This window comes from Nocardioides sp. NPDC057577 (assembly GCF_042801335.1).
Taxonomy (GTDB): Bacteria; Actinomycetota; Actinomycetes; order Propionibacteriales; family Nocardioidaceae; genus Nocardioides.
The window spans coordinates 1-20,572 of the sequence record NZ_JBHVGB010000102.1 but is presented as its reverse complement, the minus strand read 5'-3'; the positions used below and the strand labels follow the sequence as shown (position 1 = coordinate 20,572).

Sequence of the window (20,572 nt, the reverse complement as noted above, 5' to 3'; positions counted from 1 at the left end):
ATGCTGTACGCACCCCGGGGCCCGGTGAGGCGGATCAGCTCCGCCAGGTGATGAGCGCGTCGAGCGCCTCGATCCGGTCCCCGGAGACCAGCAGCGGGTTGACCTCGAGCGACTCGAGGTCGTCGCCGAGAGCGACGGCGATCGCGCCGATCCTGGCCACCACACCGGCGAGCGCGTCCAGGTCGACCGGTGCCTGGCCGCGGGCGCCCCGGAGAACGGCGGCGCTGCGCAACGACTCGACGGCCCGCCGGGCCTCGGCCTCCGAGACGGGCAGCAGGCGGAGCTGGGAGTCGCCGAGGATCTCGACCCAGATCCCACCCATCGCGACCGCCAGCGTGAGCCCCCACGACGGATCGCGGACGACACCGACGAGCAGCTCCGTGCCACCTGAGCGCATCGGCTGGACGACGGTCGTGGTGCCGTCGTGGCCGGCCTTCGCGAGCGAGTCGGCGATCCGTGCTGCCGCGGCGCGGACCGACTCCGCGTCGTGGAGGCCGAGCTCCACGCCACCGAGGTCGCTCTTGTGCTCCAGATCGTCGGCGGCCGCCTTCAGCACCACGGGGAAGCCGACCTCCTCGGCGTGGCGCGCGGCCTCGTCGGGGGAGGTGGCCACCCGGGACGGCACCATCGGGATGCCGTTGGCCGCCAGGAACGCGGATGCAGGACGCTCGGTCCACGTCCCGGTGAGCGGTGGCAGACCGTCCGCGACGGTCACCTCGACCTCGACCGGCGTATCCGCGCCGGCCTGATGGTGCCGGTAGGTCTGGGACCAGCGGACCGCGTGGCCCAGCGCCGTCATCCCGTGCTCGATGCCACCCGCGATCTGCGGGTAGCTCGCCGCTTCCCGCAGGGCCCGTCCGGTCTCGCTCACGTCGATCAGGACGTTGCCCACGATCACGACCGGCTTCGGCGAGGAACGGATCACCCCACCCGTGTGCCGGTAGGTCTCCACCGCGAGGTCGAAGTCGGGTGTCGTCCGCGGCATGTCCTGCAGCAGCATGATGACGTCGACACCGGGGTCGGCGGCGACGACGCCGAGTGCCTTCGACATGAGCTGCCGGTCGAGCAGCACGTAGCCGGTGACGTCGAGCGGGTTGTTCGGCGTGGCGAAGGGCGGCAGCACCTCCCGGAGCGCTGCCGTGGTCGTCTCGGCGAACTCCGGCAGGTCGAGCCCTTCGTCCTCGGCCCGGTCGGAGATGATCTCGGAGGCGCCGCCCGAGGGGGTGACGACGCCGATCCGGTTGCCCGGGAGCGGACCGGTCTCGGCGAGCATGCCGGCGGTGACCATCAGGTCCTCCAACGAGCCCACGCGGATCACGCCGAGCTGACGGAAGGCGGCGTCGACGGTCCTGTCGTCACCGACCAGCGCCCCCGTGTGTGCCTGGGCGGTCCGGGAAGCCTTGGCGCTACGGCCGATCTTGAGAGCCACGATCGGCTTGCCCGCCGCCAGCGCACGCCGGGCGATGTCGGCGAACTCGTCCGGGTGCCGGATGCTCTCCAGGAAGAGCGCGATCACCTTGGTGCTCGGGGAGTCGACCAGCGCGTTCATCACGTCGGTCACCGACATCGCGGTCTCGTTGCCCATCGAGACCAGGAGCGAGATCCCGATGTTGCGGGCCTGGGCGAAGGCCAGCACGTTGCTGGCCAGCGCACCGCTCTGCAGCACGACCCCGACGGAACCACCCAGGAGCGGCGGAGGGATGGGCAGGCCGTACGGCGTGATCGAGTCGGCCGCGTTGATGAACCCGTTCCCGTTGGGGCCGAGGACGGTCAGGTCGTGCCTGCGGGCGATGTCGGCGACCTCCTGCTCTCGGATCGCGCCCTCCTCACCGACCTCTCCGTAGCCGGCGGTGAGGATGACGTAGTTCCGGATGCCGCGAGCCGCACCCTCCTCCAGGACCAGCGGTACGACCTCGATCGGCGTCATGACGTAGGCGAGGTCGACCGGCCCCGGGATGGCGGAGAGGCTGCGGTGGGTCTCGACACCGTGGACGACAGGCGTCTTGGGGTTCACCAGATGCACGTCACCGGAGAAGCCGTGCTGGAGAAGGTTGTTGTAGGTGCTCAGTGACCAGCCCGACTTGTCGGTCGCCCCCACCAGGGCGACCGACTTCGGGCGGAAGAACTCCTGCAGCCGGTCGGCGTCGAGGATGCTCATGGCGCCACCTCCGTAGCGCAGGCGCGATAATACGGACGCGGCGCCATGATGTATCTGATGCTCGCTCGCTTGCGCTCGCTCATGCCAACGACGCTCCCACCTTGACGTTGCCCTTGAGCAGGTTTCGGGCGATGGTGCGGCGCTGGATCTCGTCGGTGCCCTCGAAGATGCGGAGCAGGCGCAGCTCGCGGTACCAGCGCTCCAGCGGGAGCTCCTTGGTGTAGCCCATCCCGCCGTGGATCTGGAGGACGCGGTCGACGACGCGGTTGGCCATGTTGGTGCCGTACAGCTTCGCGATGGACGAAGCGTGGCGGGCGTCCATCTTGTTCTCGACCTGCCAGGCGGCATGGAGGGTCAGCCAGCGGGCGGCCTCCAGCTCGACCGCGCTGTCGGCGATGTGGCCCTGGATGAACTGGTAGTTGGCGATCGGCTGGCCCATCGAGTGCCGGTTGTTGGCGTGCTCGATCGCCATCTCGAGCATCCGCTCCGCGGCACCGATCGCCCCGGCCGGGATCATGAAGCGACCGTTGCCGATCCACTGCATCGCCAGCTCGAAGCCCTTGCCCTCCTCGCCGAGGATGTGGTCGTTCGGGACGCGTACGTCCTGGAAGCTGAGCGCCGCCGGGCCCCACTCGCCCATGGTCGGGATGGGCGTGGACTCCCAGCCCATCGCCCGGTCGACCAGGAAGCAGGTGACGCCGCCGTCGGCGCCCTTCTCCGGGTCGGTGACGGCGAAGACCATCACGAAGTCGGCCTCGTTGCCGTTGGTGATGAAGACCTTCTCGCCGTTGATCACCCAGTCGTCGCCGTCACGGACCGCTCTGGACCGGATGCTGCGGGCGTCGGAGCCGGCACCGGGCTCGGTGATCGCGAAGCAGCTGCGGCGCTCACCCTCGATGGTCGGGATGAGGTACTCCTGCTTCTGCTCCTCGGTACCGGCGTAGAGGATGTTGTCCGCGCTGCCGCCGAAGCGGAACGGCACGTAGGTGCGGCCGGCCTCACCCGCGATGATCGCCGACATCACCGCTCCCGCGGCCATGCCGCCGTACTCCTCCGGGGTGTTGATGCCCCAGTAGCCGTACTTGCGGGCCTTGGCCTGCAGGTCCTTGAGCTGTCCCGGCTCGAGCGCAGGACGGCCGTTGCGCTCGTTGAGGAGGACCTGGTCCTCCAGTGGCATCACCTCCTTGGTGACGAACTGGCGCACGGCCTCCTTGACTGCTCGATGCTCTTCTCCCAGCGCGAAGTCGATCATTGCCCGCTCCTTCGGTTAGAGTGAGTTTCTAGAATCGTTTTCTAGAATGGACTATGAGAAGAGTCACGCAGTAGCGGTTCGTCGTCAAGAGGAATTGCGCATATTGTGAGAAGATCCCGGCACCACGACGAGGAGTGAACGATGGCCCTAGAGGTCGAATCGCAGCGCCCGGGAGGGCGTCGCTGGGCGAAGACGGAGGAGACGCGCCGTCAGCTCCTGGACGCCTCGCGCGAGGTCTTCGCGGAGAAGGGCTACGCCGTGGCCAGCGTCTCCGACGTGGTGGCCCGTGCCGGCTCCAGCGTCGGGAGCGTCTACCACCACTTCGGTGGCAAGGAGCAGCTCTACCTCGCCCTGTGGGAGGAGTACGTCGACAGGCTGGCCGCCGCGGCGGCCGCCAGCGTCGCGAAGGCGCGCAAGAGCGGCGTCGAGGCCCCGCTCGACCAGTTCGAGGCAGGTGCCCTGGCCTACCTCGACGCGGTCTGGGAGGACCGGGAGCTGCTGCCCGTCTTCTACGCCGGCGACGGCCCGCCAGGCTTCGAGATGATGCGCCGCCGCCGCAACATCGAGTGGATCCGCCGCAACCTGCAGGTGCTCGGCCTCGGCGTCAGCGAGGAGAACCAGCTGCTCGGTGCGATCCTGACCGCGCTCATCGGCGAGGCGGCCCGGATGACGGCCGCGTGCGAGACCAAGCGCCAGGCGCGGCGGGTGTCTCGGCACGCGATCGCCTTGGCCCAACGGCTCTTCGTCGGGGAGGTCGCCGAGCCCGCGGCTCAGGCGGCCGAGTAGCTCCCGGAGAGCTTTCGAGGATCAGCGCCATGTGGCCAGCCCGCGGTCGATGACCACGGTGCCGTCCTCCTTCCGGGTCTGGAATGCGGACGTCCCCTCATCGACCCGCCACATCGCGACCTGAAGGGTCTCGCCGGGAAGGACCGGCGAGGAGAACCGGCCGGCCATCGAGGCCATCGCGTCCCCGTCGCCACCTGCGATCGTGCCGATCAGCGCCCGGCCGGTGACCCCGTAGGTGCACAGACCGTGCAGGATCGGGCGCTCGAACCCGCCTCGCGCGGAGAAGCGCGGGTCCGAGTGCAGCGGGTTGCGGTCACCGCTGAGCCGGTAGAGCAGCGCCTGGCCGGGCCAGGTCGGCATCGTCACCAGCTCGTCCGGGTCGCGCTCGGGGATCGGTGAGGCGACCCTGGGGCCCGGGTCACCTCCGAACCCGCCCTCGCCCCGGATGAACACGGAGCTGCGCGTGGTCACGACGGCTTCGCCCGTCGCCGGATCGACCGCCTGGGCCTCGCTCGCGACCAGGGCTCCCGAGCCCTTGTCGTACATGCCGGTCACCTGGGACGTGAGCGAGACGGTGCCTTCGGCGGTCAGGGGCCGGTGCAGGACGACCTCCTGCTCGGCGTGGACGAGCATGGCCGGGTTGAAGTCGCCCATCCTCCTCCCGCCACGCCTGGCGCCCCAGGTGACCATCACCCCGAACGTCGGCAGCACCTTCTGCTCCGGGCACGCGTCGTCCCCGTGCTCACTGGTGTAGCTCAGGTCGCTCAGCGGGTCGTCGTGCCCGGCGCCGACGCCGAGGGCGTACAGCAGCGTGTCGGCACCGGTCCAGGACCGCTCCTCGGGCTCGGAACGTATGCCGATGACTGACTGGTCGAGACTCATGCCTCCGGCGTCCTTCCGCTGGTGAGCGAGTTCGCCCGGGCCGCCGCGATCATGCTGGGCAGCACGACATCGAGCTCGTCGACCGTCCAGGGGCCCTCCTTCTCCTCGGTCGGGCCGGCGACCCAGCCCTCGGCCACGCTCACGTGCCCTCCGCGTACGTTGAAGACGCGACCGGTCACCTCGCGCGCGTTCGGAGAGGCCAGCCAGGCCACCACGGGGGAGACGTTCTCCGGTGCGCCCGGGTTCCACTCACCCTCGGCCACCTGGGGCCGGTTGGGGTTGAGGTTCTCGGTCATCCGGGTCAGCGCCGCCGGGGCGATCGCGTTCACGGTGATGCCGTAGCGGCGCAGCTCCTGGGCGGCGATGACGGTCATTGCCGCGATGCCGGCCTTGGCGGCGCCGTAGTTGATCTGCCCCGGGTTGCCGTAGATGCCCGAGGAGGAGGTGGTGTTGATGATCCGGGCGTCCACGTCCTCACCCTGCTTGGACAGCTCGCGCCAGTGCTGGGCGGCCACGCTCATCGGCGCGAACGTGCCACGCAGATGGACCTTGACGACCGCGTCCCACTCGTCGATCGACATGTTGACCAGCATCCGGTCGCGCAGGATCCCGGCGTTGTTGACCAGTACGTCGACCCTGCCCCACTCGTTGAGGGCGTCCTGGAACAGCTTCTGGGCGCCCTCCGGGTCGCTGATGTCGCTGCCGTTGGCGATCGCCTCGCCGCCGAGCGCGCGTACCTCCTCGACGACCTGCTGCGCGGGGTCGTCGGCCTTGCCGGTGCCGTCGAGTCCGGCGCCGAGGTCGTTGACGACGACGGCGGCGCCCCGGCGGGCGAACTCGAGCGCATGTGCGCGGCCGAGGCCGCGGCCGGCGCCGGTGATGATGACTACCTGTCGGTCGGTGCTTGCCATAGGTCTGCTCCTTCGGGTGGTGGGGTCAGTGCTGGTTGAGGGCCTGTTCAGGGCCGGTTGGCGAGGATCAGGGTCGCCGCGCTCATGAACATGCCGCCGTTGCCGAGCACGAGGCTGGTGGCGGCGTCGTCGACCTGCGCGGCGGCCTCGCCGCGCAGCTGGCGTACGGACTCCTGGATCGCGAACATCCCGTACATGCCGGTGTGGGTGTAGGACATGCCGCCGCCGTTGGTGTTGAGCGGCAGCGACCCGCCGGGGGAGGTGTTGCCCTCGGCGATGAACGCACCCGACTCCCCGCGGCCGACGAAGCCCATGTCCTCCAGGCCGTAGAGGGGCACGTGGGCGAAGGCGTCGTAGATCATCAGGTGGTCGATGTCGGCCTGGGAGATGCCCGACTCCTTGAACGCCGCCTGGCTGGACAGGGTGAACTGCTTGCAGCGGGTCATGTCCTCCATCTGCGAGATCAGCGGCGTGGTGGCCGCCTCGCCGGTGCCGAGGATGTGGACCAGCGGCTTGTCGCTCCCGTGCGCCTCGGCGAACTCGCGGGAGGCCACGACCAGGGCGCCGCCGCCGTCGGTCACCAGGCAGCACATCAGCAGGGTGAACGGGTCCGCGATCATCTTGGCGCCGAGGACGTCGTCGACGCTGATCTCATCGCGGAACATCGCCCGAGGGTTGCGGGCGGCCCAGCGCCGCTGCGCGACCGCGACCTCGGCGAGCTGCTCGAGGGTGTTGTCGGTCTCGTGCAGGAACCGTCGGGCGGGCACGGTGAAGCTCGTCGGCGGACCGGTGATCCCGTACGGCATCTCGAACTGCGCCATCACCGAGTCGTTGGCGCGGGGGTGCATCGGTGCGCCCACCCGGGACCGGCCGGACTCGCCGTGGGTCACCAGCACGACGTCGGCGTAGCCCGCCTTGATCGCCGCTGTCGCGTGACGTACGTGGAAGAGGAACGAGGCGCCGCCGACGCCGGTGCCGTCGACATAGGTCGGGGTGATCCCCAGGCTGTGTGCGACCTGGATCGGGCCGGGGACGGAGACCGAGGCGATGCCGTCGACCTGGTCCTTGGTCAGGTTCGCGTCCGCGAGGGCCCGACGGGCGCCCTCGACGTGCAGCTCGAGGGTCGAGGTGGTGGGCAGCTTGCCGATGTCGGTCTCGGCGGCACCCATGATGACGACGTCGCGGCTCATCAGGCGTTCTCCTTCATCGGGGCGAAGACGGGCACGGCGACGTCCGTGCGCTGCTCGAAGCGCACCTCCACCGGCATGTCGAGCTCGAGCTCGTCCGGATCCGCATCGACCAGGTTGGTCATCATCCGTGGCCCCTCCTCGAGCTCGACCACGGCGATCACGGTCGGCACCGGGAAGCCCGGTGCGGGACGGTGGGACACGATGTAGGTGTGCAGCATGCCCCTGCCCGAGCAGGTGACCCACTCGAGATCGGTGGAGCCGCACCGCGGGCAGGAGGAGCGCGGATAGAAGAAGACCTGGTTGCAGGGACGGCACTTCGGCAGATCGAGCCTGCCGGCGGCCGTGGCGTCCCAGTACGGCTGGGTCTCCGGTGTCGCCCGTGGCGCGAACCGCGCCTGCGGCGAGACCTCGGGAGTTGCCGTTCTCATGGTGTGCTGCCTCATCTGGTGCTGCCCTTCTCCCGCTTCCGCGGTGCGCGGGTGTCGAGGTAATGGAGGATGGCCTCGACCGAGGCCCTGGCGGCCGGACGACGTTGGTCGTCGACCTTGGCGTAGACGTGGTCGGAGACGTGCTCGCGGGCGACGCCGTCGGCCAGCAGCGCGGCCACCTGGTCGATCCGTCGCTGCCGGTCGGCGATCCGAGCACGCAGGTACGTCGTGGGCTCACGCACCGCCGGCCCGTGCCCCGGCAGGAGGATCCAGTCGTCGTCGACCAGGTCGGCGATCCGGGCCATCGAGCCGAGCATGTCCGCGATGGTGCCGTCGGGGTGCGAGATGTAGGGGTTGAACCGGGCCAGCACGGTGTCCCCGGTGAGCATCACGCGGCGGTCGCCGAGCGAGAAGCTCACCCCGTCCGAGGTGTGCCCGGGGGTGGCGAGAGTGCGGATCTCGGTGCGTCGGCCCAGGTCGATCCGGGTCCCGTCGGGGATGGTCCCGTGCTGGACCCGTGGCCTGATGGTGGCCTGCCAGCGCTCGGCCACCGCATGCGCGGCCTGGGAGTGGTCGCCGTGATGGTGGCTGAGCAGGATCGTCTCGACGCGGGCACCGGCCCCGCGCACCACCTCGTCGATCCGGTCCAGGTGCTCGGGGTCGGTCGGACCGGGGTCGATGACCACGGCCCGACCTTCCCCGACGACGATCCAGGTGTTGGTGCCCTCGTACGTCCAGTGGTTGGCGTTCGGCGCGAGCAGCAGGTGGACGCCATCGGTGACCTCCACCGGCTCCCCGGGTCGAGGCGGGGCCCCGCCGACGTCCCAGATCGCGTCGATGCGGCAGGAGTCGTCCCGGCGGTGCTCATCCTGGACGGGAGGGCCGCTGCTCACTCCTGCTCCATCCAGACGTCTTGGAGCTCGCGGGAGGAGTAGTCCGGGTGCGGGTAGTAGTCGTGGACCTTGCCCGAGTAGAGCGTCTGGGTGTCGTAGGCGTACAGCGGCAGCGGCGTGGAGACGTTCTCCATGATGTAGCGCTCGATGTCCTGCAGCGCCTTCTCCCGCTGTGCCTCGTCGGTGACGACGCGCTGGGCGGCGACCATCTTGTCGAGCTCCGGGTCGTCGACCTTCGACCAGTTGCGGGTGCCGGTGCTGGTGTACTCCGAGGTGAGGTACTCGTCGGCCGTCAGCATCGGGGTCTGCAGGCCGTACATGATGTCGTACTTCGTCTCGGGCCAGGTCGAGCTGACGTAGGTGGCGTAGTCCTGCTGGTCGATGGTCAGCTTGATGCCGATCTTGGCGAGGTCCTCCTGGACCCACTGGGCCTCGCGCAGGATGGTCTCGCCGTAGCCGTCGGTGGCGACCAGGTCGGCGGAGAAGCCGTCGGGGTAGCCGGCGTCTGCCAGGAGCTTCTTGGCCTTCTCGGGGTCGTACTCCAGCAGCCCGTCGACCTCGTCCTGGGGCAGCGCCCCGAAGAGGGTCGGCGAGATGGGACCGGTGAGCGTCCCGCCCGATCTCAGGGCCTTGATCATCCCCTCCTTGTCGATCGCGTGCGCGACGGCGCGGCGGACCTCCAGCTTGCTGAACGGCCCCTTCTCGGCGTTCATGAAGACCCGGGTCTGGGTGATCCCCTTCTCCGTACGCAGCTGCAGCCCGTCGATCTGGCTGAGGAGCTGGTCGACCTGGCGCTTCTCGGTGGAGAGCGAGGCGATCATGTCGAGCTTGCCGCTGCGCAGCGCGGCGATCTGGGCCTGGGCGTCGGGGAGCACGGTGGTCTGGATGCCGTCCAGGTGGGGGAGACCCTCGATGAAGTAGTCGGGGTTCTTCTCCATCACGCGCTCCTGGTCGCGCTTCCAGCTCTTCAGGACGAACGGGCCGGTGCCGATCGCCTCCTCGGCCAGGTTGAACTCGCCCTTGGTGCCCTCGCAGGGAAGGATCGCCATGAACGGGTTGGCCATCGTCTGGTCGAAGGCGGTGTTCGCAGACGCGAGCGTGAAGGCCACGGTGTAGGGGTCCGGGGTCTCCACCTTCGTGACGCCGGCGACCAGTCCGAGCTGGTGGCCGGGCAGGGTCTTGATCCGGTCGACGGTGCACTTGACGTCGGCCGAGGTGAACTCGCGGCCGTTGACCGGGGGCTTGTCGTGGAACTTGACGCCCTGACGCAGGTTGAAGGTCCAGGTCTTCAGGTCCTCCGACTTCGACCACTTCTCGGCCAGGTCGCCCTCGAGCTCGCTCGAGCCGTACGTGACGTCCTTGCCGGTCTTCGGCGCGACCAGGCGGCTGTAGACCGTCCCGACCGCGACGTGGGTCATGTAGGACGCCTCCTTCTGGATGTCCAGCGAAGGCGCGTCGGCGGTGGCCGCGGTGTGCAGGATGCCGCCGTCCTGGGGCGGTCCGGCATCCTCGACGATCTTGCCCTTGCCGGAGGCGGTTCCGCCCGCGCCGCAGGCGGTGGTCAGGGCGAGGCAGGCAGCGGCCACGACCGCACCGGCGGTCCGGGCCTGTGATCTCGAGAGGCGAAGCATGGGGTGGGACATCACGGACTCCTTGGGTGGGATGGGGCTAGCGGCGCTGTTTGGGGTCGAGGAAGTCGCGCATGGCGTCGCCGAGCAGGTTGAACGCCAGGACGGACACGGAGAGGATCAGGCCGGGAACGACGGTCATCCACGGGGCGATCTCGAGCTGGCTGCGTCCCTCGCTCAGCATCCGGCCCCACGAGGGTGTCGGCGGCGGGGTGCCGATGCCCAGGAAGCTGAGCGCGGACTCGGCGATGAGGATGACCGCGAAGAGCAGCGAGCCCATGACGAAGAGCGGGGCCATCAGGTTGGGCAGGCCGTAGCGGATCAGGATCCGTGGGGTGCCGCAGCCGACCGAGCGGGCGGCCTCGACGTACGGCTCCTCGCGGATGCGGAGCATCTCGCCCCGGGCCACGCGGTTGATCGAGGGGATCACCAGCAGGCTGAGGGCGATCACGGTGTTGCGTACGCTCGGGCCGAGCAGGGCGGCCACGAAGAGCAGCAGCACGATCGAGGGGATCGCCATCAGCGCGTCCATGATGCGCTGGAGCACGGAGTCGATCCAGGTGCCGCCGAAGTAGCCGGACACGACACCGACGACCAGGCCGATCGCACCGCCGAGAGCGAGCGTGGCGACCGCGATCAACAGGGACGTCCGGGCGCCGTAGAGCGACCGGCTCAAGACGTCCCGGCCGAGCTCGTCGGTGCCGGCGAGATGCCCTCCGACCCCCGGAGCGGTCAGGAGGTTCACCCGGTCCTGGGCGAGCGGGTCGTACGGGGCGATCCAGGGCGCCAGGACGGCCACCACGACGAAGAGTGTGATCAGGAAGAGGGCGACGGCGCCGAGGGGCTGCTCCCTGGTGAACCGGCGCAGGCCGCTGCGGGCTCGTGGTCGGCGGGCCGCGCGCGCGGTCCCGGAGATGGCGATGCTCATGCCGAGGCTCCTTCGTAACGGATCCGCGGGTCGATGACCGCGTAGAGCAGGTCGACCACGACGTTGACGAGGATGAAGATGGCGCCGTAGAAGATGACGCAGCCGAGGATGACCGGGTAGTCGCGCTGCCCGACCGCCTCGAAGATCAGCGACCCCATCCCCGGGATGGCGAAGATCCGTTCGAGGATGACGGTGCCGCCGAGGATGTGACCCACCTGCAGGCCGAGCACCGTGAAGACCGGGATCAGCGAGCTGCGGCCGGCGTGCTTGAGCACGACCACGCGCTCGGACGCGCCGCGGGAGCGGATGGTGCGGATGAAGTTGGAGCCGAGCACCTCCAGCAGCGAGGAGCGCAGCATCCGGGCGATGCTCGCCATCGTCGCAGCGCCCAGGGCTATCGCCGGGAGCGCCATGTGGACGAGGTTCTGGCCGAGGTCCTCGGTGGGAGAGGCGTAGACCAGGGGTGGGGACCAGCCGAACCAGAGTGCCAGGAAGGTGATCAGAAGGAGAGCCAGCCAGAAGTTCGGCAGCGACATGCCGATGACCGCCAGGAACCGCATGACGTTGTCGACGACGCTGTGATGCCGGATCGCCGAGAGCATGCCGAACGGCACGCCGAGCAGGATGCCGAAGAGGATGGCCAGCAGCCCGAGCTCGAGGGTGGCGGGAAGGCGCTCGAGGATCTTGGTCGTGACGGGGCGTTCGTCGTCGAACGAGTCGCCCAGGTCCCCCTGGGCGAGCCCGCCCACGAAGTGGCCGAACTGGGTCAGGAGCGGCTCGTCCAAGCCGAGCTCGGCGGTGCGCTGGTCGATCTGGGCCTGGGTGACGCCGGGGGCGTCGGCCAGCTGGAGCCGCACCGCGTCGCCGGGGATCAGTCGGATGATGAGGAAGACCAGAGTGGCGACCAGGGCGAGCACGAGCAGGCCGTAGGTCAGGCGTCGTCCGGCGTAGAGAAGCATGCGATCACCTCGCGGGAGTGGGGTCGAAGAGGTGGCAGGCGACGCTTCGGGCGTCGCTCGAGCTGCCGATGGTCAGCAGCTCCGGCTCGTTGCGGTCGCAGCCGTCGACGCGCTGGCTGCAGCGTGGGTGGAACCGGCAGCCGGCCGGGGGCCGCCGCGGGCTGGGGATCTCGCCGGCAAGTGGCGTACGCAGCTGGTGATGGGCGTCGGGGGAGGGGATCGACGCCATCAGAGCCTGTGAGTAGGGATGTCTCGGCCGCTCGCTGATGTCGTCGGCGTGAGCCACCTCGGCGAGCTTGCCGAGATACATCACGCAGACGCGGTCGGAGATGTAGCGCACCACGTTGAGGTCGTGCGCGATGAAGAGATAGGAGAGCCCGAGCTCGCGCTGGACCTCCTTGAGCAGGTTGAGCACCTGCGCCTGGACGGAGACGTCGAGGGCGCTGACCGCCTCGTCGCAGACGATGAGGTCGGGGTCGGTGGCGAGTGCTCGGGCTATCCCGATGCGCTGCGCCTGGCCGCCGGAGAACTGGTGGGGATAGCGCTCCAGCGCGAACGAGGGGAGGCCGACCAGGTCGAGCAGCTCCTTGGCGCGTTTGATGCGGCCGGCCCTGTCGCTCATGCCGTGGACCATCATCGGCTCGGTCAGCACCTGCGCGATGGTCATCCGTGGGTTGAACGAGCTGAACGGGTCCTGGAAGACGAGCTGCATCCGCTTGCGGAGCTGCGTCAGGCTGCCCTTCGAGAGCGCGGCGATGTCTTGACCGTCGAAGGTGACCGAGCCGCTGGTCGGCTCGATCAGCCGGAGGATCAGACGCCCGAGGGTCGACTTCCCGGAGCCCGACTCCCCGACCAGTCCGAGGGTCTCGCCGCGCTTGATGGTCAGGGAGACACCGTCCACGGCGCGTACAGGTGGACGACGCGGAGTGAGGAGGCCCTTGCCGTCGCCGAAGTGCTTGACCAGACCGTGTGCTTCGACGAGGGGAGCGGCGCCGGGGACGATCATCGGGCCACCTCCGCCATCGGCGCGAGGGCGCGCTCCTCGTCCGGACGCCAGCAGCGGACCTGTCGGCCGGCGATGTCCCGTAGCGGCTGGGACGTCTCGCACTCGGGGCCGGCCTCGGAGCAGCGGGTGGCGAAGCGGCAGCCGCTGGGCATCTCGTTGAGGGCGGGCACGGCGCCGGGGATCGCCGGCATCTCCTGGTCGCGCGGGGTGTCGCGTCGCGGGATCGCATCGAGCAGCGCCTGGGTGTAGGGGTGCTGCGGCCGGTCGAGGATCTCGTCCGCGGTGCCGGTCTCGACGACCTGCCCGGCGTAGAAGACGACCACCCGGTCGGCCATCTCGGCGACCACGCCCATGTCGTGGGTGATCAGCATCAGCCCGACCCCGGTTCGGTCCTGGAGGTCGCGGATCAGCGCCAGGACCTGGGCCTCCACGGTGACGTCGAGGGCGGTGGTCGGCTCGTCGGCGATGAGCAGGCGTGGGTCGCAGGCCAGCGCGCCGGCGATCATGACCCGTTGCCGCTGGCCGCCCGAGAGCTGGTGGGGGTACGCCTTGAACTTGGTCTCGGGCTCGGGGATGCCGACGAGGTCCAGCAGCTCGACCGCGCGCTCGCGTGCCTTCCGTTTCGAGACGGCGTGGTGGATCCGGTAGGCCTCGACGAGCTGGTGCCCGATCGTGAAGAGGGGGTCGAGCGAGGTCATCGGGTCCTGGAAGATCACCGAGATGTCCTTGCCCCGCACGCCGCGCATGTCGTGGTTGTCGGCTCCGGTGATGTCCCTGCCGTCCCAGGTGATCCGACCGCCGCTGACCCGGCCGTTGCCCAGCAGGCCGAGCACGGCGAGCGCCGTGACGCTCTTGCCGGAGCCGGACTCGCCGACGACGGCGACGGTCTCGCCCGCGTCGATCCAGAGGTCGACGGCGTTGAGCGCCTCGACCGTTCCGCCCCCGGTCCGAAACTCCACGTGGAGGTCCTCGATGCGCAGAAGCGGCTCATTCGCGGACCCAGTTGGTGCTCTCATGTCGGACCCTCCAGTTCGTGTCCGCGACCGGGTGTCGGTCGCCGATGTTGGTGGCTCAATCTAGAATCACGCTCTAGGATGAGATTCATCATTGGGTCGCCAAACGAGTGTGTCAAGGGTCACAATCCGGATATCGGACTTTCTTCTCGTGACACCTCGTCCGGCGCAGGGTCGTGCCGTGGCGTACGACGCAGGCGGCGCCGTCTCGGACGGCGCAGGAGGTGGAATGAGCGAGTCCGAACCCACTGAGGTGAGTGCCGCTGCGCGTTCCACCCTGATCGTGGTCTGCCTGGTCAGCGCGGTGATGGCACTCAACGCGAGCTCTCTCAACGTCGCGCTGCCGACGCTGAGCCGGGAGTTCGAGGTGAGCTCGGCGGAGGGGAGCTGGCTCCTGCTCTCCTACATGGTCGCCAACACCGCCTGCCTGCTCCTCTTCGGCCGCCTCAGCGATGTCTGGGGGCAGCGGAGCCTCTACCTGGGCGGGCTGGTCCTCTTCTCGCTGGCGAGCCTGCTGGCCGGCTTCGCTCCGAACGTCGAGGTCCTCATCGGGCTCCGTGTGGTCGCCGCGATCGGCGGCGCGGTGCTCATCGGCAACGGCGCCACCCTCATCCACCAGGCCTTCCCCCGCTCGTCCCTGGGCGGCGCGATGGGCCTGTACGCCGCCTCGTTCCCCACCGCCAACCTGCTTGGGCCGACGCTCGGCGGGCTGATCGTCGACCACGTCGGCTGGCAGTGGGTGTTCTGGTTCAACGTGCCGGTCTGTCTGACCGCGTTGGTGGCGGGACATCTGCTGCTGCCGCGACCTGTGGTGGACAAGCGCGCCGTCGGTCTCGATCTCCCCGGCAACCTGGTGATCATGGTCGGCGTGGTCATGCTGACCCTCGGGATCACGTCGCTGACCGACCTCGGGTGGCTGCATCCTCTGGTGATCGGATGCGTCGTGGGGTCGGTCGTCCTGGTCCCGGTCCTGCTGTTCGTCGAACGGCGCGCGACGGCTCCGGTGCTCGACGTCGCCGTCATGCGCCGGGTCGGGAAGCTCTTCCTCGCGGGCTTCTTCACAGGGGCCGGACGGTTCCCGCTGGTCGTGCTGGCCAGCCTCTACTTCCAGAGCGTCGTCGGCGTCGCCCCGGGGACGGCGGGGATGATGCTGCTGCCGATGCCGATCGGGATGATCAGTGCCTCACTGACCCTCGGTTGGCTCTCGCGCCGCTGGACGCCGCATCAGATCATGTCCGGAGGATCGGTGGTGGGTACGTGTGGCGTCGCTCTGGTGGCGCTCGCGATCCATCTCGAGCTGACCTGGATGGTGATGGCGACGCTCGCGATCGTCGGCCTGGCGACCGGGCTCTTCATCGGCACCAACGCGACGGTCCTTCTGGAGCGGGCGCCCGAGGACGCGCTGGGTGTCGTCAACGCCACGCGCCTGATGCTGCAGAACACGGGCAACGTACTCAGTCTCGCCGTCGCCCTCACCCTTCTCACCGCGATCCTTCCGCCCGGTCTCGGTGAGTCTGTGCTCGCTGCGAGCGTCCCGGCCGACGGTGTCGGTGCGGTCAACTCGGCCTTCACGCTGGTCTGCCTCTTCCTCCTGGCCCTCGGCGCGGTCGGAGCCTGGTACTCGTTCCCGCGTCGGGCCGACGCCGAGGACGCGATCCGGCCGCCGCCCGAGGTTTCGGTCGCTGGTTGCCGACAGGTCGGACTGCCGAAGGAGATGCTCGACTGAGTCCCGAAGGACGGCCGGGTGTCAGGCGAGGTCGAGGGGGTCGCGGTGGAGCACGACCTTGGTCGTGTGCGCCGGGTAGGCCTCGACGGCGTCGTCCCAGTCGGCGAGCAGGCTGGTGACACGCTCGGCCTCGAAGCCGGTGCGGGCGATGAAGTCGAGCATCTCCGGCAGGTGCGGTCGGACGTGGGAGACGCCGACCTGGAGGGTCGCGCTGGTGGCGTACATGTCCATCACCGGGAGCAGGGTGTTCGCCCCCAGGTAGTAGCCGTTGCCGGTGCAGATTCCACCGGGACGAAGCGCGCGCAGCGCGTCGCGTAGACCCTGGCCGGTCGAGGAGGCCTCGACGGCGACGTCGTAGCGCTGCGTGATCCGGGGCATCTGCGACCTACGGCGGGTCCCGTCGACCTTGTGCGCGGTCGCCCCGAAGCTCTCGGCGATCTCCAGGCGGCTGTCGCGATCGTCGAAGTAGTCGACCCGCTCCGCGCCGAGCAGCACGGCGAGACCGGCGGAGTAGAGGCCGATGCTCTGCGCGCCGCCGCCGATGACGATGACGCGACCACCCGGTCGCTGGGCGAGAGTCGGGGCGACCCCGCGCCAGGCGTCGGTGAGGTTGTCTCCGGCCGAAGCGACCCGCAGCGGGTCGTCGCCGGCGGGGACCCGGACGAGCATGTGGTCGGCGTACGGGATGCGGAGGGTGTCGGAGATGACGCCGCCCCAGGAGCCTGACATCGGCCCGAAGCCGAAGCACGAGAGCGTACGTCCCGGGCTGGCGGGCAGGAAGGTCGAGCACTTCGCGGTCAGGCCGAGGCGACACTCGTAGCAGGTGCCGCAGGACACGGCCCAGGGGACGACGACGATGTCGCCCACCCGCTTGTCGGTCACCGCCTCGCCGACGGCGGTGACCTGGGCGATCGCCTCATGACCGATGCCGAACGGGCCGGCGAACGGCTCCTTGCCGATGATGTCGGCAACGGTCGGGTCGATCACTCCCGACCTCATCGCGGCCTGCATCGCCCGATGCTTGATCCCATGGAGGTGTAGGGGGAGCGCGTCGCCGTCGCAGCGACTCGCGACGAACGGCCGCACCAGCGCGTCGGTCGGGTCGACCAGCACCGGGTCGGGTTTCTCGACCCAGCCGATCTGGCCGGGCTTGATCAGGTTGAGCTCTCGCATGCCCGTCTCCTTTGATATGCTATGTGGCGTAGCATAGTAGCGAGTATCGAAGGATGAGTACATGGGGTTGCGGACCGACACCAGGCAGCGGATGGTCGCCAGCGCGGCGCTCCTGCTGCGCGAGCACGGCGTCGCCGGTACGTCGGTGGCCAAGGTGCTGGCGCACAGCAACGGTCCCCGGGGCTCGGTGGGATTCCACTTCCCCGGAGGTCGTCGCGAGCTCATCACCGACGCGCTCACCTGGGCGGGGGAGACCGTCACCGGCAACCTGCGCGACGCGGTCACTGCCGGCGTCGGCCCCGAGAGAGTCTTCGCAGCGATCTGTCAGCACTACCGTACGCAGCTCGTCGACACCGACTTCGCGGCCGGATGCCCGGTCGGGGCGGCGATGCAGGAGGCCCACCACGACGCTGACCTGGCGCCTGTCGTCAGCGGCATCGTCGCCGACTGGCAGGGTGCGCTCGCGGCTCTGCTCGTCAGCGCGGGTCACGCCGAGCGGGAGGCCGACGATCTCGCTGTGCTGGCCATCAGCTCGCTCGAGGGCGCGATCATGATGGCCCGCGTCACCAGGTCGGCGGCGCCGATCGACGTGGTCGTCGACCGGATCGCTCCGCTGCTCGCGGGGGAGTAGGAGTTCAGGTGGTGATGTCCTGCGGTGTGGAGCTGCGGGCGATGCGCGAGCGGGTGATGAGGAAGCCGAAGGCGGTGGCGAGGACGTACATCACGATGCTGTAGACCGCGGCCGGGATCGCCACGGTCGTGTTGTCGAGCACGCTGAGGGCGATGGTGAGGGCCACGGTGGTGTTGTGGATCCCGACCTCCATCGAGGTGGCGATCGCCTGCGCCTGGCTGAGCCGGAACACCCGAGCGCCGAGGTAGCCGAGGCAGAGGCTCGCACAGCAGAACAGCGTCACGACCACGCCGATCTCGCGCAGGTAGTCGGCGATGTTCTCCCGCTCCCCGAGGATCGCGCCGACCGAGACCATGGCCAGTACGACGATCGAGAAGATCCGCACCGGACGGTCAGCTCGGGCGGCGAACGTCGCCGACCGGCTCCGCACCAGCATCCCGATGCCGACCGGAATCAGAACGATCGCAATGACCTGGACGACCTTGCCGAACTGCAGTCCCAAGGTGTCGCCCGCGTCGAAGTAGCTGATCGCCGCGTTGGTGATCAACGGGATCGACACCGCCGCGAGCACCGAGTTGACCGCGGTCAGCGTCACGTTGAGCGCGACGTCGCCACGGAACAGGTGGCTGAACAGGTTCGCCGTGGTCCCGCCCGGCGACGCTGCCAGCAGCATGACCCCGACGGCGATCAGCGGATCCACGTCCGCGACCACGACGAGCCCGAACGCGATCATCGGCAGGACCACGATCTGGAGCGTGAGCGCGACGAAGACGGCTCGCGGAGTGCGCACGACCCGGCGGAAGTCTCCCGGGGTCAGGCTCAGGCCCAGTCCGAACATGATGATGGCCAAGGCGATGGGGAGGCCGACCGAGAGCAGGGCCGAGTCGTTCACTGTGTTCCTCCAGCATGCAGGGCAGCCGCCACGATCGGCCGTATGAGATGTGCGTCACAGTGGACCACGCGGACGAGGTGAACCACAGTCTTATCCGGACATTTCGACCCGCGAAGAACGCATCCCCTGTCGCGAGCGGCCTTCTCGGCTCGCGACAGGGGATATGCGGGTGAGCATCGCCGGGTTCACGAGAGCTTCTGGGCGACCTCGTTGAGGTTGGCCCGCAGCTTGTTCCGGTAGGCGTCCTGCTGCTCGGGCAGCCGGGCGTCGCAGAACGCGGCCAGGTCGGTGCCGGTGACGTCGATGACGCTGCGGCCGGCGGCGGCCTCGGTCTCGAACTGGTCGAGGACCTCGCGCAGGATGGCGACGATGTCCATGCCGTCACCGGCGGTGAAGCGCCACATGTAGCTCTTCATCTCGCTGTAGACGGTGCGGTAGTCGGCGGGGAGCTCGGCCGCGCGGGCTTCCATGCGCTTCCAGTCCTTCTTGTCACCGATCAGGCGGGTCAGGAGGTTGTTCATGGTGGTGCTCCTTCTTCGGTGTTTGTTTCGGTCCCTGGTGGGGCCGATGGAAGAAGCGTGCGGCCCTGACGCAGCGTCAAGGTCAAGCACCGATCCGAAAAGAGTTCCCTGAAGGCTGGCGTCAGGCCGCCAGGGAGTGATTGAGGATCAGATCGCGCAGTCGGAGTTCTCCCCGGGACAGGGGCGGTGGGTCTGGTGCCCAGGTGTCGGGTGGTGGGCTGGTGTAGGTGTGCCCGGTGGGTGTGGTGGTGATGATGCTGCCGTCGGGTCCGGGTCTGGCCTGCCAGCCGAGGGCTTCTTTGGCTTGGTTGCATCGTTCGCAGAGCCCTTGGAGGTTCTGGGCGCTGGTGGTCCCGCCGTCGGTGTGGCGTTGGATGTGGTCGATGTTGCGGATCGGGGCATCACAGCCGTTGGTGCGGCAGGTCCCACCATCGCGGGTGGTGATGAACTCGGCCAGCCCGTCGGGTGCTTTCCGTGAGCGGGACTCCATCGCGACCAGTTGCCCGGCCGGGGCGGTGAACAGTCTGCGGACGAACACCTCGGCATCGTTGAGTGACTCGCGGGCCCAGGCGGCGGGGACGGGTCCGTAGCCCTCGACCATGGCGGGCTGGTCCGCGTCGTTGGTGAGGGCGTCGGCGGTCATCACGATCTTGACCTCGATCCGGGGCTTGGCACCGGCGCTCTCGCGGCCGGTGACCCGGTCGATGAGGGTGTCGGCCATGACCTGGCCCCGGGTCCGCTCATCACCCGCTGCGTGGGCAGCCTTGGCTGCCCGATCCAGGGCCGCGAAGACCGCGACGCCGTCCTTGACCGGCAATAGCGCACCGAGCCAGGTCATCGTGTCCGGTGCCGGCCGCAGGCTGACCCGACGGTCTTTGACGGCGTTGGCGGCACGGGCCACGACGGAGGCCTGGTCGAGACTGATCGCGAGCTTCTTTGCGGCGTTCTCGAGCTGCCGTAGTCCCATCGAGACGACCTTGGGGATCTCCCCGTCGGGTCCAGGACCGCAGAGTTGATGGTCGATGACGCGACGGTCCTCCACCGAGAGGCACGCCGTTTCGCGGGCAAGGATGGTGGCCTGCCACTGGGAGAACAGTCCGGCCTTCATGAGCGCGAAGGTGTGCGGCATCTCGGTGATCAGGATCTTCGCCAACCCGAGCAGCTTCGCGCCGCGTTCGGGTGAGGCCCGCCGCGCCAACGCAACCTGGGAGGCCACCCCTTCACCAAGCTTGCGAGCAGGAACACCAGCCGCCGATTGACGCTCGCGGACGGCTTCCTCCAGACGTACCGCCGCCTCTGCCTGCACAGCCTCGGCGGTGCACTTCACTGCCTCGAGGCGAGCGATCCAGTCGACCAGCTCACCCTCGGACGCACCCGGTGATGGCCCGTCAAGGAGGCGGTCGATGGTCTCGTACATAGCGGTTATTATATGCGAACGACCAGTATCAGGCGACCTGTTTATGCTGTTCAGACGACAGTTACGCAGTCAGCGAACAAGCAACGTGAACTCCGCGCCACTCTCTCGCCGCCGCCCCGATACAGGCGAAATCTTTCTCGATCGGGTGCCGAGTCAAGGACCGCGAAGCGGCCGGCGA

Annotated in this window: 19 protein-coding genes; 3 read left to right on the top strand and 16 right to left on the bottom strand. The window is 69.0% G+C overall.

Annotated elements, in window-relative coordinates:
- Positions 1-34: 34 nt before the first annotated feature.
- Positions 35-2,158, bottom strand: coding sequence for an acetate--CoA ligase family protein (locus ACFU7D_RS18960; protein WP_378869911.1), 2,124 nt, complete (start codon positions 2,156-2,158; stop codon positions 35-37).
- A gap of 79 nt (positions 2,159-2,237) precedes the next feature.
- Complete coding sequence (locus ACFU7D_RS18955; RefSeq protein WP_378869908.1) at positions 2,238-3,410, bottom strand: acyl-CoA dehydrogenase family protein; 1,173 nt, start codon at positions 3,408-3,410, stop codon at positions 2,238-2,240.
- Between the two features lie 141 nt (positions 3,411-3,551).
- Between ACFU7D_RS18955 and ACFU7D_RS18950 the strand changes: the two genes are divergently transcribed.
- Positions 3,552-4,196, top strand: a complete 645-nt coding sequence (locus tag ACFU7D_RS18950; protein ID WP_378728212.1) for a TetR/AcrR family transcriptional regulator — start codon at positions 3,552-3,554, stop codon at positions 4,194-4,196.
- 21 nt (positions 4,197-4,217) lie between these two features.
- Here the strand turns inward: ACFU7D_RS18950 and ACFU7D_RS18945 are convergent, their stop codons facing one another.
- The 10 genes from ACFU7D_RS18945 to ACFU7D_RS18900 are packed head-to-tail and all read right to left on the bottom strand — an operon-like array spanning position 4,218 to position 13,980.
- Complete coding sequence (locus tag ACFU7D_RS18945) at positions 4,218-5,078, bottom strand: MaoC/PaaZ C-terminal domain-containing protein (RefSeq protein ID WP_378728213.1); 861 nt, start codon at positions 5,076-5,078, stop codon at positions 4,218-4,220.
- The gene (locus ACFU7D_RS18940) at positions 5,075-5,989 is read right to left on the bottom strand and encodes an SDR family oxidoreductase (RefSeq protein WP_378869906.1); all 915 of its coding nucleotides are present in this window, start codon (positions 5,987-5,989) and stop codon (positions 5,075-5,077) included. The genes ACFU7D_RS18945 and ACFU7D_RS18940 overlap by 4 nt, the downstream gene beginning before the upstream one ends.
- Positions 5,990-6,036: 47 nt before the next feature.
- Complete coding sequence (locus ACFU7D_RS18935; RefSeq protein ID WP_378869904.1) at positions 6,037-7,179, bottom strand: thiolase; 1,143 nt, start codon at positions 7,177-7,179, stop codon at positions 6,037-6,039.
- Positions 7,179-7,607, bottom strand: coding sequence for a Zn-ribbon domain-containing OB-fold protein (locus ACFU7D_RS18930; protein ID WP_378869902.1), 429 nt, complete (start codon positions 7,605-7,607; stop codon positions 7,179-7,181). The genes ACFU7D_RS18935 and ACFU7D_RS18930 overlap by 1 nt, the downstream gene beginning before the upstream one ends.
- Before the next feature lie 11 nt (positions 7,608-7,618).
- On the bottom strand, positions 7,619-8,500 hold the full coding sequence (locus tag ACFU7D_RS18925; protein WP_378869899.1) for an MBL fold metallo-hydrolase: 882 nt from the start codon (positions 8,498-8,500) through the stop codon (positions 7,619-7,621).
- Entirely contained in the window at positions 8,497-10,143 is a 1,647-nt protein-coding gene (locus ACFU7D_RS18920) for an ABC transporter substrate-binding protein (protein WP_378869897.1), read from the bottom strand. The genes ACFU7D_RS18925 and ACFU7D_RS18920 overlap by 4 nt, the downstream gene beginning before the upstream one ends.
- A gap of 25 nt (positions 10,144-10,168) precedes the next feature.
- Positions 10,169-11,056, bottom strand: a complete 888-nt coding sequence (locus tag ACFU7D_RS18915) for an ABC transporter permease (protein ID WP_378728219.1) — start codon at positions 11,054-11,056, stop codon at positions 10,169-10,171.
- Positions 11,053-12,015, bottom strand: a complete 963-nt coding sequence (locus ACFU7D_RS18910; protein ID WP_378728220.1) for an ABC transporter permease — start codon at positions 12,013-12,015, stop codon at positions 11,053-11,055. The genes ACFU7D_RS18915 and ACFU7D_RS18910 overlap by 4 nt, the downstream gene beginning before the upstream one ends.
- A gap of 4 nt (positions 12,016-12,019) precedes the next feature.
- Positions 12,020-13,021, bottom strand: coding sequence for an ABC transporter ATP-binding protein (locus ACFU7D_RS18905; RefSeq protein ID WP_378869894.1), 1,002 nt, complete (start codon positions 13,019-13,021; stop codon positions 12,020-12,022).
- Positions 13,018-13,980 carry an ABC transporter ATP-binding protein gene (locus ACFU7D_RS18900; RefSeq protein WP_378869891.1) on the bottom strand — a complete coding sequence of 321 codons (963 nt, stop codon included), beginning with the start codon at positions 13,978-13,980 and terminating at the stop codon, positions 13,018-13,020. The genes ACFU7D_RS18905 and ACFU7D_RS18900 overlap by 4 nt, the downstream gene beginning before the upstream one ends.
- 283 nt (positions 13,981-14,263) lie before the next feature.
- On the opposite strand from ACFU7D_RS18900, the gene ACFU7D_RS18895 reads away from it, so the two are divergent.
- Complete coding sequence (locus tag ACFU7D_RS18895; RefSeq protein WP_378869889.1) at positions 14,264-15,760, top strand: MFS transporter; 1,497 nt, start codon at positions 14,264-14,266, stop codon at positions 15,758-15,760.
- A 21-nt stretch (positions 15,761-15,781) separates the two neighbouring features.
- Here ACFU7D_RS18895 and ACFU7D_RS18890 read toward each other — a convergent pair whose 3' ends face one another.
- The gene (locus ACFU7D_RS18890) at positions 15,782-16,933 is read right to left on the bottom strand and encodes an alcohol dehydrogenase catalytic domain-containing protein (protein ID WP_378869887.1); all 1,152 of its coding nucleotides are present in this window, start codon (positions 16,931-16,933) and stop codon (positions 15,782-15,784) included.
- 61 nt (positions 16,934-16,994) lie between these two features.
- Between ACFU7D_RS18890 and ACFU7D_RS18885 the strand changes: the two genes are divergently transcribed.
- On the top strand, positions 16,995-17,564 hold the full coding sequence (locus ACFU7D_RS18885; protein ID WP_378728225.1) for a TetR/AcrR family transcriptional regulator: 570 nt from the start codon (positions 16,995-16,997) through the stop codon (positions 17,562-17,564).
- 4 nt (positions 17,565-17,568) lie between these two features.
- Here ACFU7D_RS18885 and ACFU7D_RS18880 read toward each other — a convergent pair whose 3' ends face one another.
- From ACFU7D_RS18880 to ACFU7D_RS18870, 3 genes are all read right to left on the bottom strand, one after another.
- A complete protein-coding gene (locus ACFU7D_RS18880; protein ID WP_378869884.1) occupies positions 17,569-18,456 on the bottom strand; it encodes a bile acid:sodium symporter family protein in 888 nt (295 codons plus the stop codon).
- A 185-nt stretch (positions 18,457-18,641) separates the two neighbouring features.
- Complete coding sequence (locus tag ACFU7D_RS18875) at positions 18,642-18,977, bottom strand: DUF1048 domain-containing protein (protein WP_378869882.1); 336 nt, start codon at positions 18,975-18,977, stop codon at positions 18,642-18,644.
- A 121-nt stretch (positions 18,978-19,098) separates the two neighbouring features.
- Complete coding sequence (locus tag ACFU7D_RS18870; RefSeq protein ID WP_378869880.1) at positions 19,099-20,394, bottom strand: DUF222 domain-containing protein; 1,296 nt, start codon at positions 20,392-20,394, stop codon at positions 19,099-19,101.
- Between the last annotated feature and the right edge of the window lie 178 nt (positions 20,395-20,572).

Coding starts and splice junctions, on each gene's coding strand:
- ACFU7D_RS18960 (WP_378869911.1), bottom strand. CDS start 2,158: ATGAGCATCCTCGACGCCGACCGGCTGCAGGAGTTCTTCCGCCCGAAG.
- ACFU7D_RS18955 (WP_378869908.1), bottom strand. CDS start 3,410: ATGATCGACTTCGCGCTGGGAGAAGAGCATCGAGCAGTCAAGGAGGCC.
- ACFU7D_RS18950 (WP_378728212.1), top strand. CDS start 3,552: ATGGCCCTAGAGGTCGAATCGCAGCGCCCGGGAGGGCGTCGCTGGGCG.
- ACFU7D_RS18945 (WP_378728213.1), bottom strand. CDS start 5,078: ATGAGTCTCGACCAGTCAGTCATCGGCATACGTTCCGAGCCCGAGGAG.
- ACFU7D_RS18940 (WP_378869906.1), bottom strand. CDS start 5,989: ATGGCAAGCACCGACCGACAGGTAGTCATCATCACCGGCGCCGGCCGC.
- ACFU7D_RS18935 (WP_378869904.1), bottom strand. CDS start 7,179: ATGAGCCGCGACGTCGTCATCATGGGTGCCGCCGAGACCGACATCGGC.
- ACFU7D_RS18930 (WP_378869902.1), bottom strand. CDS start 7,607: ATGAGAACGGCAACTCCCGAGGTCTCGCCGCAGGCGCGGTTCGCGCCA.
- ACFU7D_RS18920 (WP_378869897.1), bottom strand. CDS start 10,143: ATGTCCCACCCCATGCTTCGCCTCTCGAGATCACAGGCCCGGACCGCC.
- ACFU7D_RS18915 (WP_378728219.1), bottom strand. CDS start 11,056: ATGAGCATCGCCATCTCCGGGACCGCGCGCGCGGCCCGCCGACCACGA.
- ACFU7D_RS18910 (WP_378728220.1), bottom strand. CDS start 12,015: ATGCTTCTCTACGCCGGACGACGCCTGACCTACGGCCTGCTCGTGCTC.
- ACFU7D_RS18905 (WP_378869894.1), bottom strand. CDS start 13,021: ATGATCGTCCCCGGCGCCGCTCCCCTCGTCGAAGCACACGGTCTGGTC.
- ACFU7D_RS18895 (WP_378869889.1), top strand. CDS start 14,264: ATGAGCGAGTCCGAACCCACTGAGGTGAGTGCCGCTGCGCGTTCCACC.
- ACFU7D_RS18890 (WP_378869887.1), bottom strand. CDS start 16,933: ATGCGAGAGCTCAACCTGATCAAGCCCGGCCAGATCGGCTGGGTCGAG.
- ACFU7D_RS18885 (WP_378728225.1), top strand. CDS start 16,995: ATGGGGTTGCGGACCGACACCAGGCAGCGGATGGTCGCCAGCGCGGCG.
- ACFU7D_RS18875 (WP_378869882.1), bottom strand. CDS start 18,977: ATGAACAACCTCCTGACCCGCCTGATCGGTGACAAGAAGGACTGGAAG.
- ACFU7D_RS18870 (WP_378869880.1), bottom strand. CDS start 20,394: ATGTACGAGACCATCGACCGCCTCCTTGACGGGCCATCACCGGGTGCG.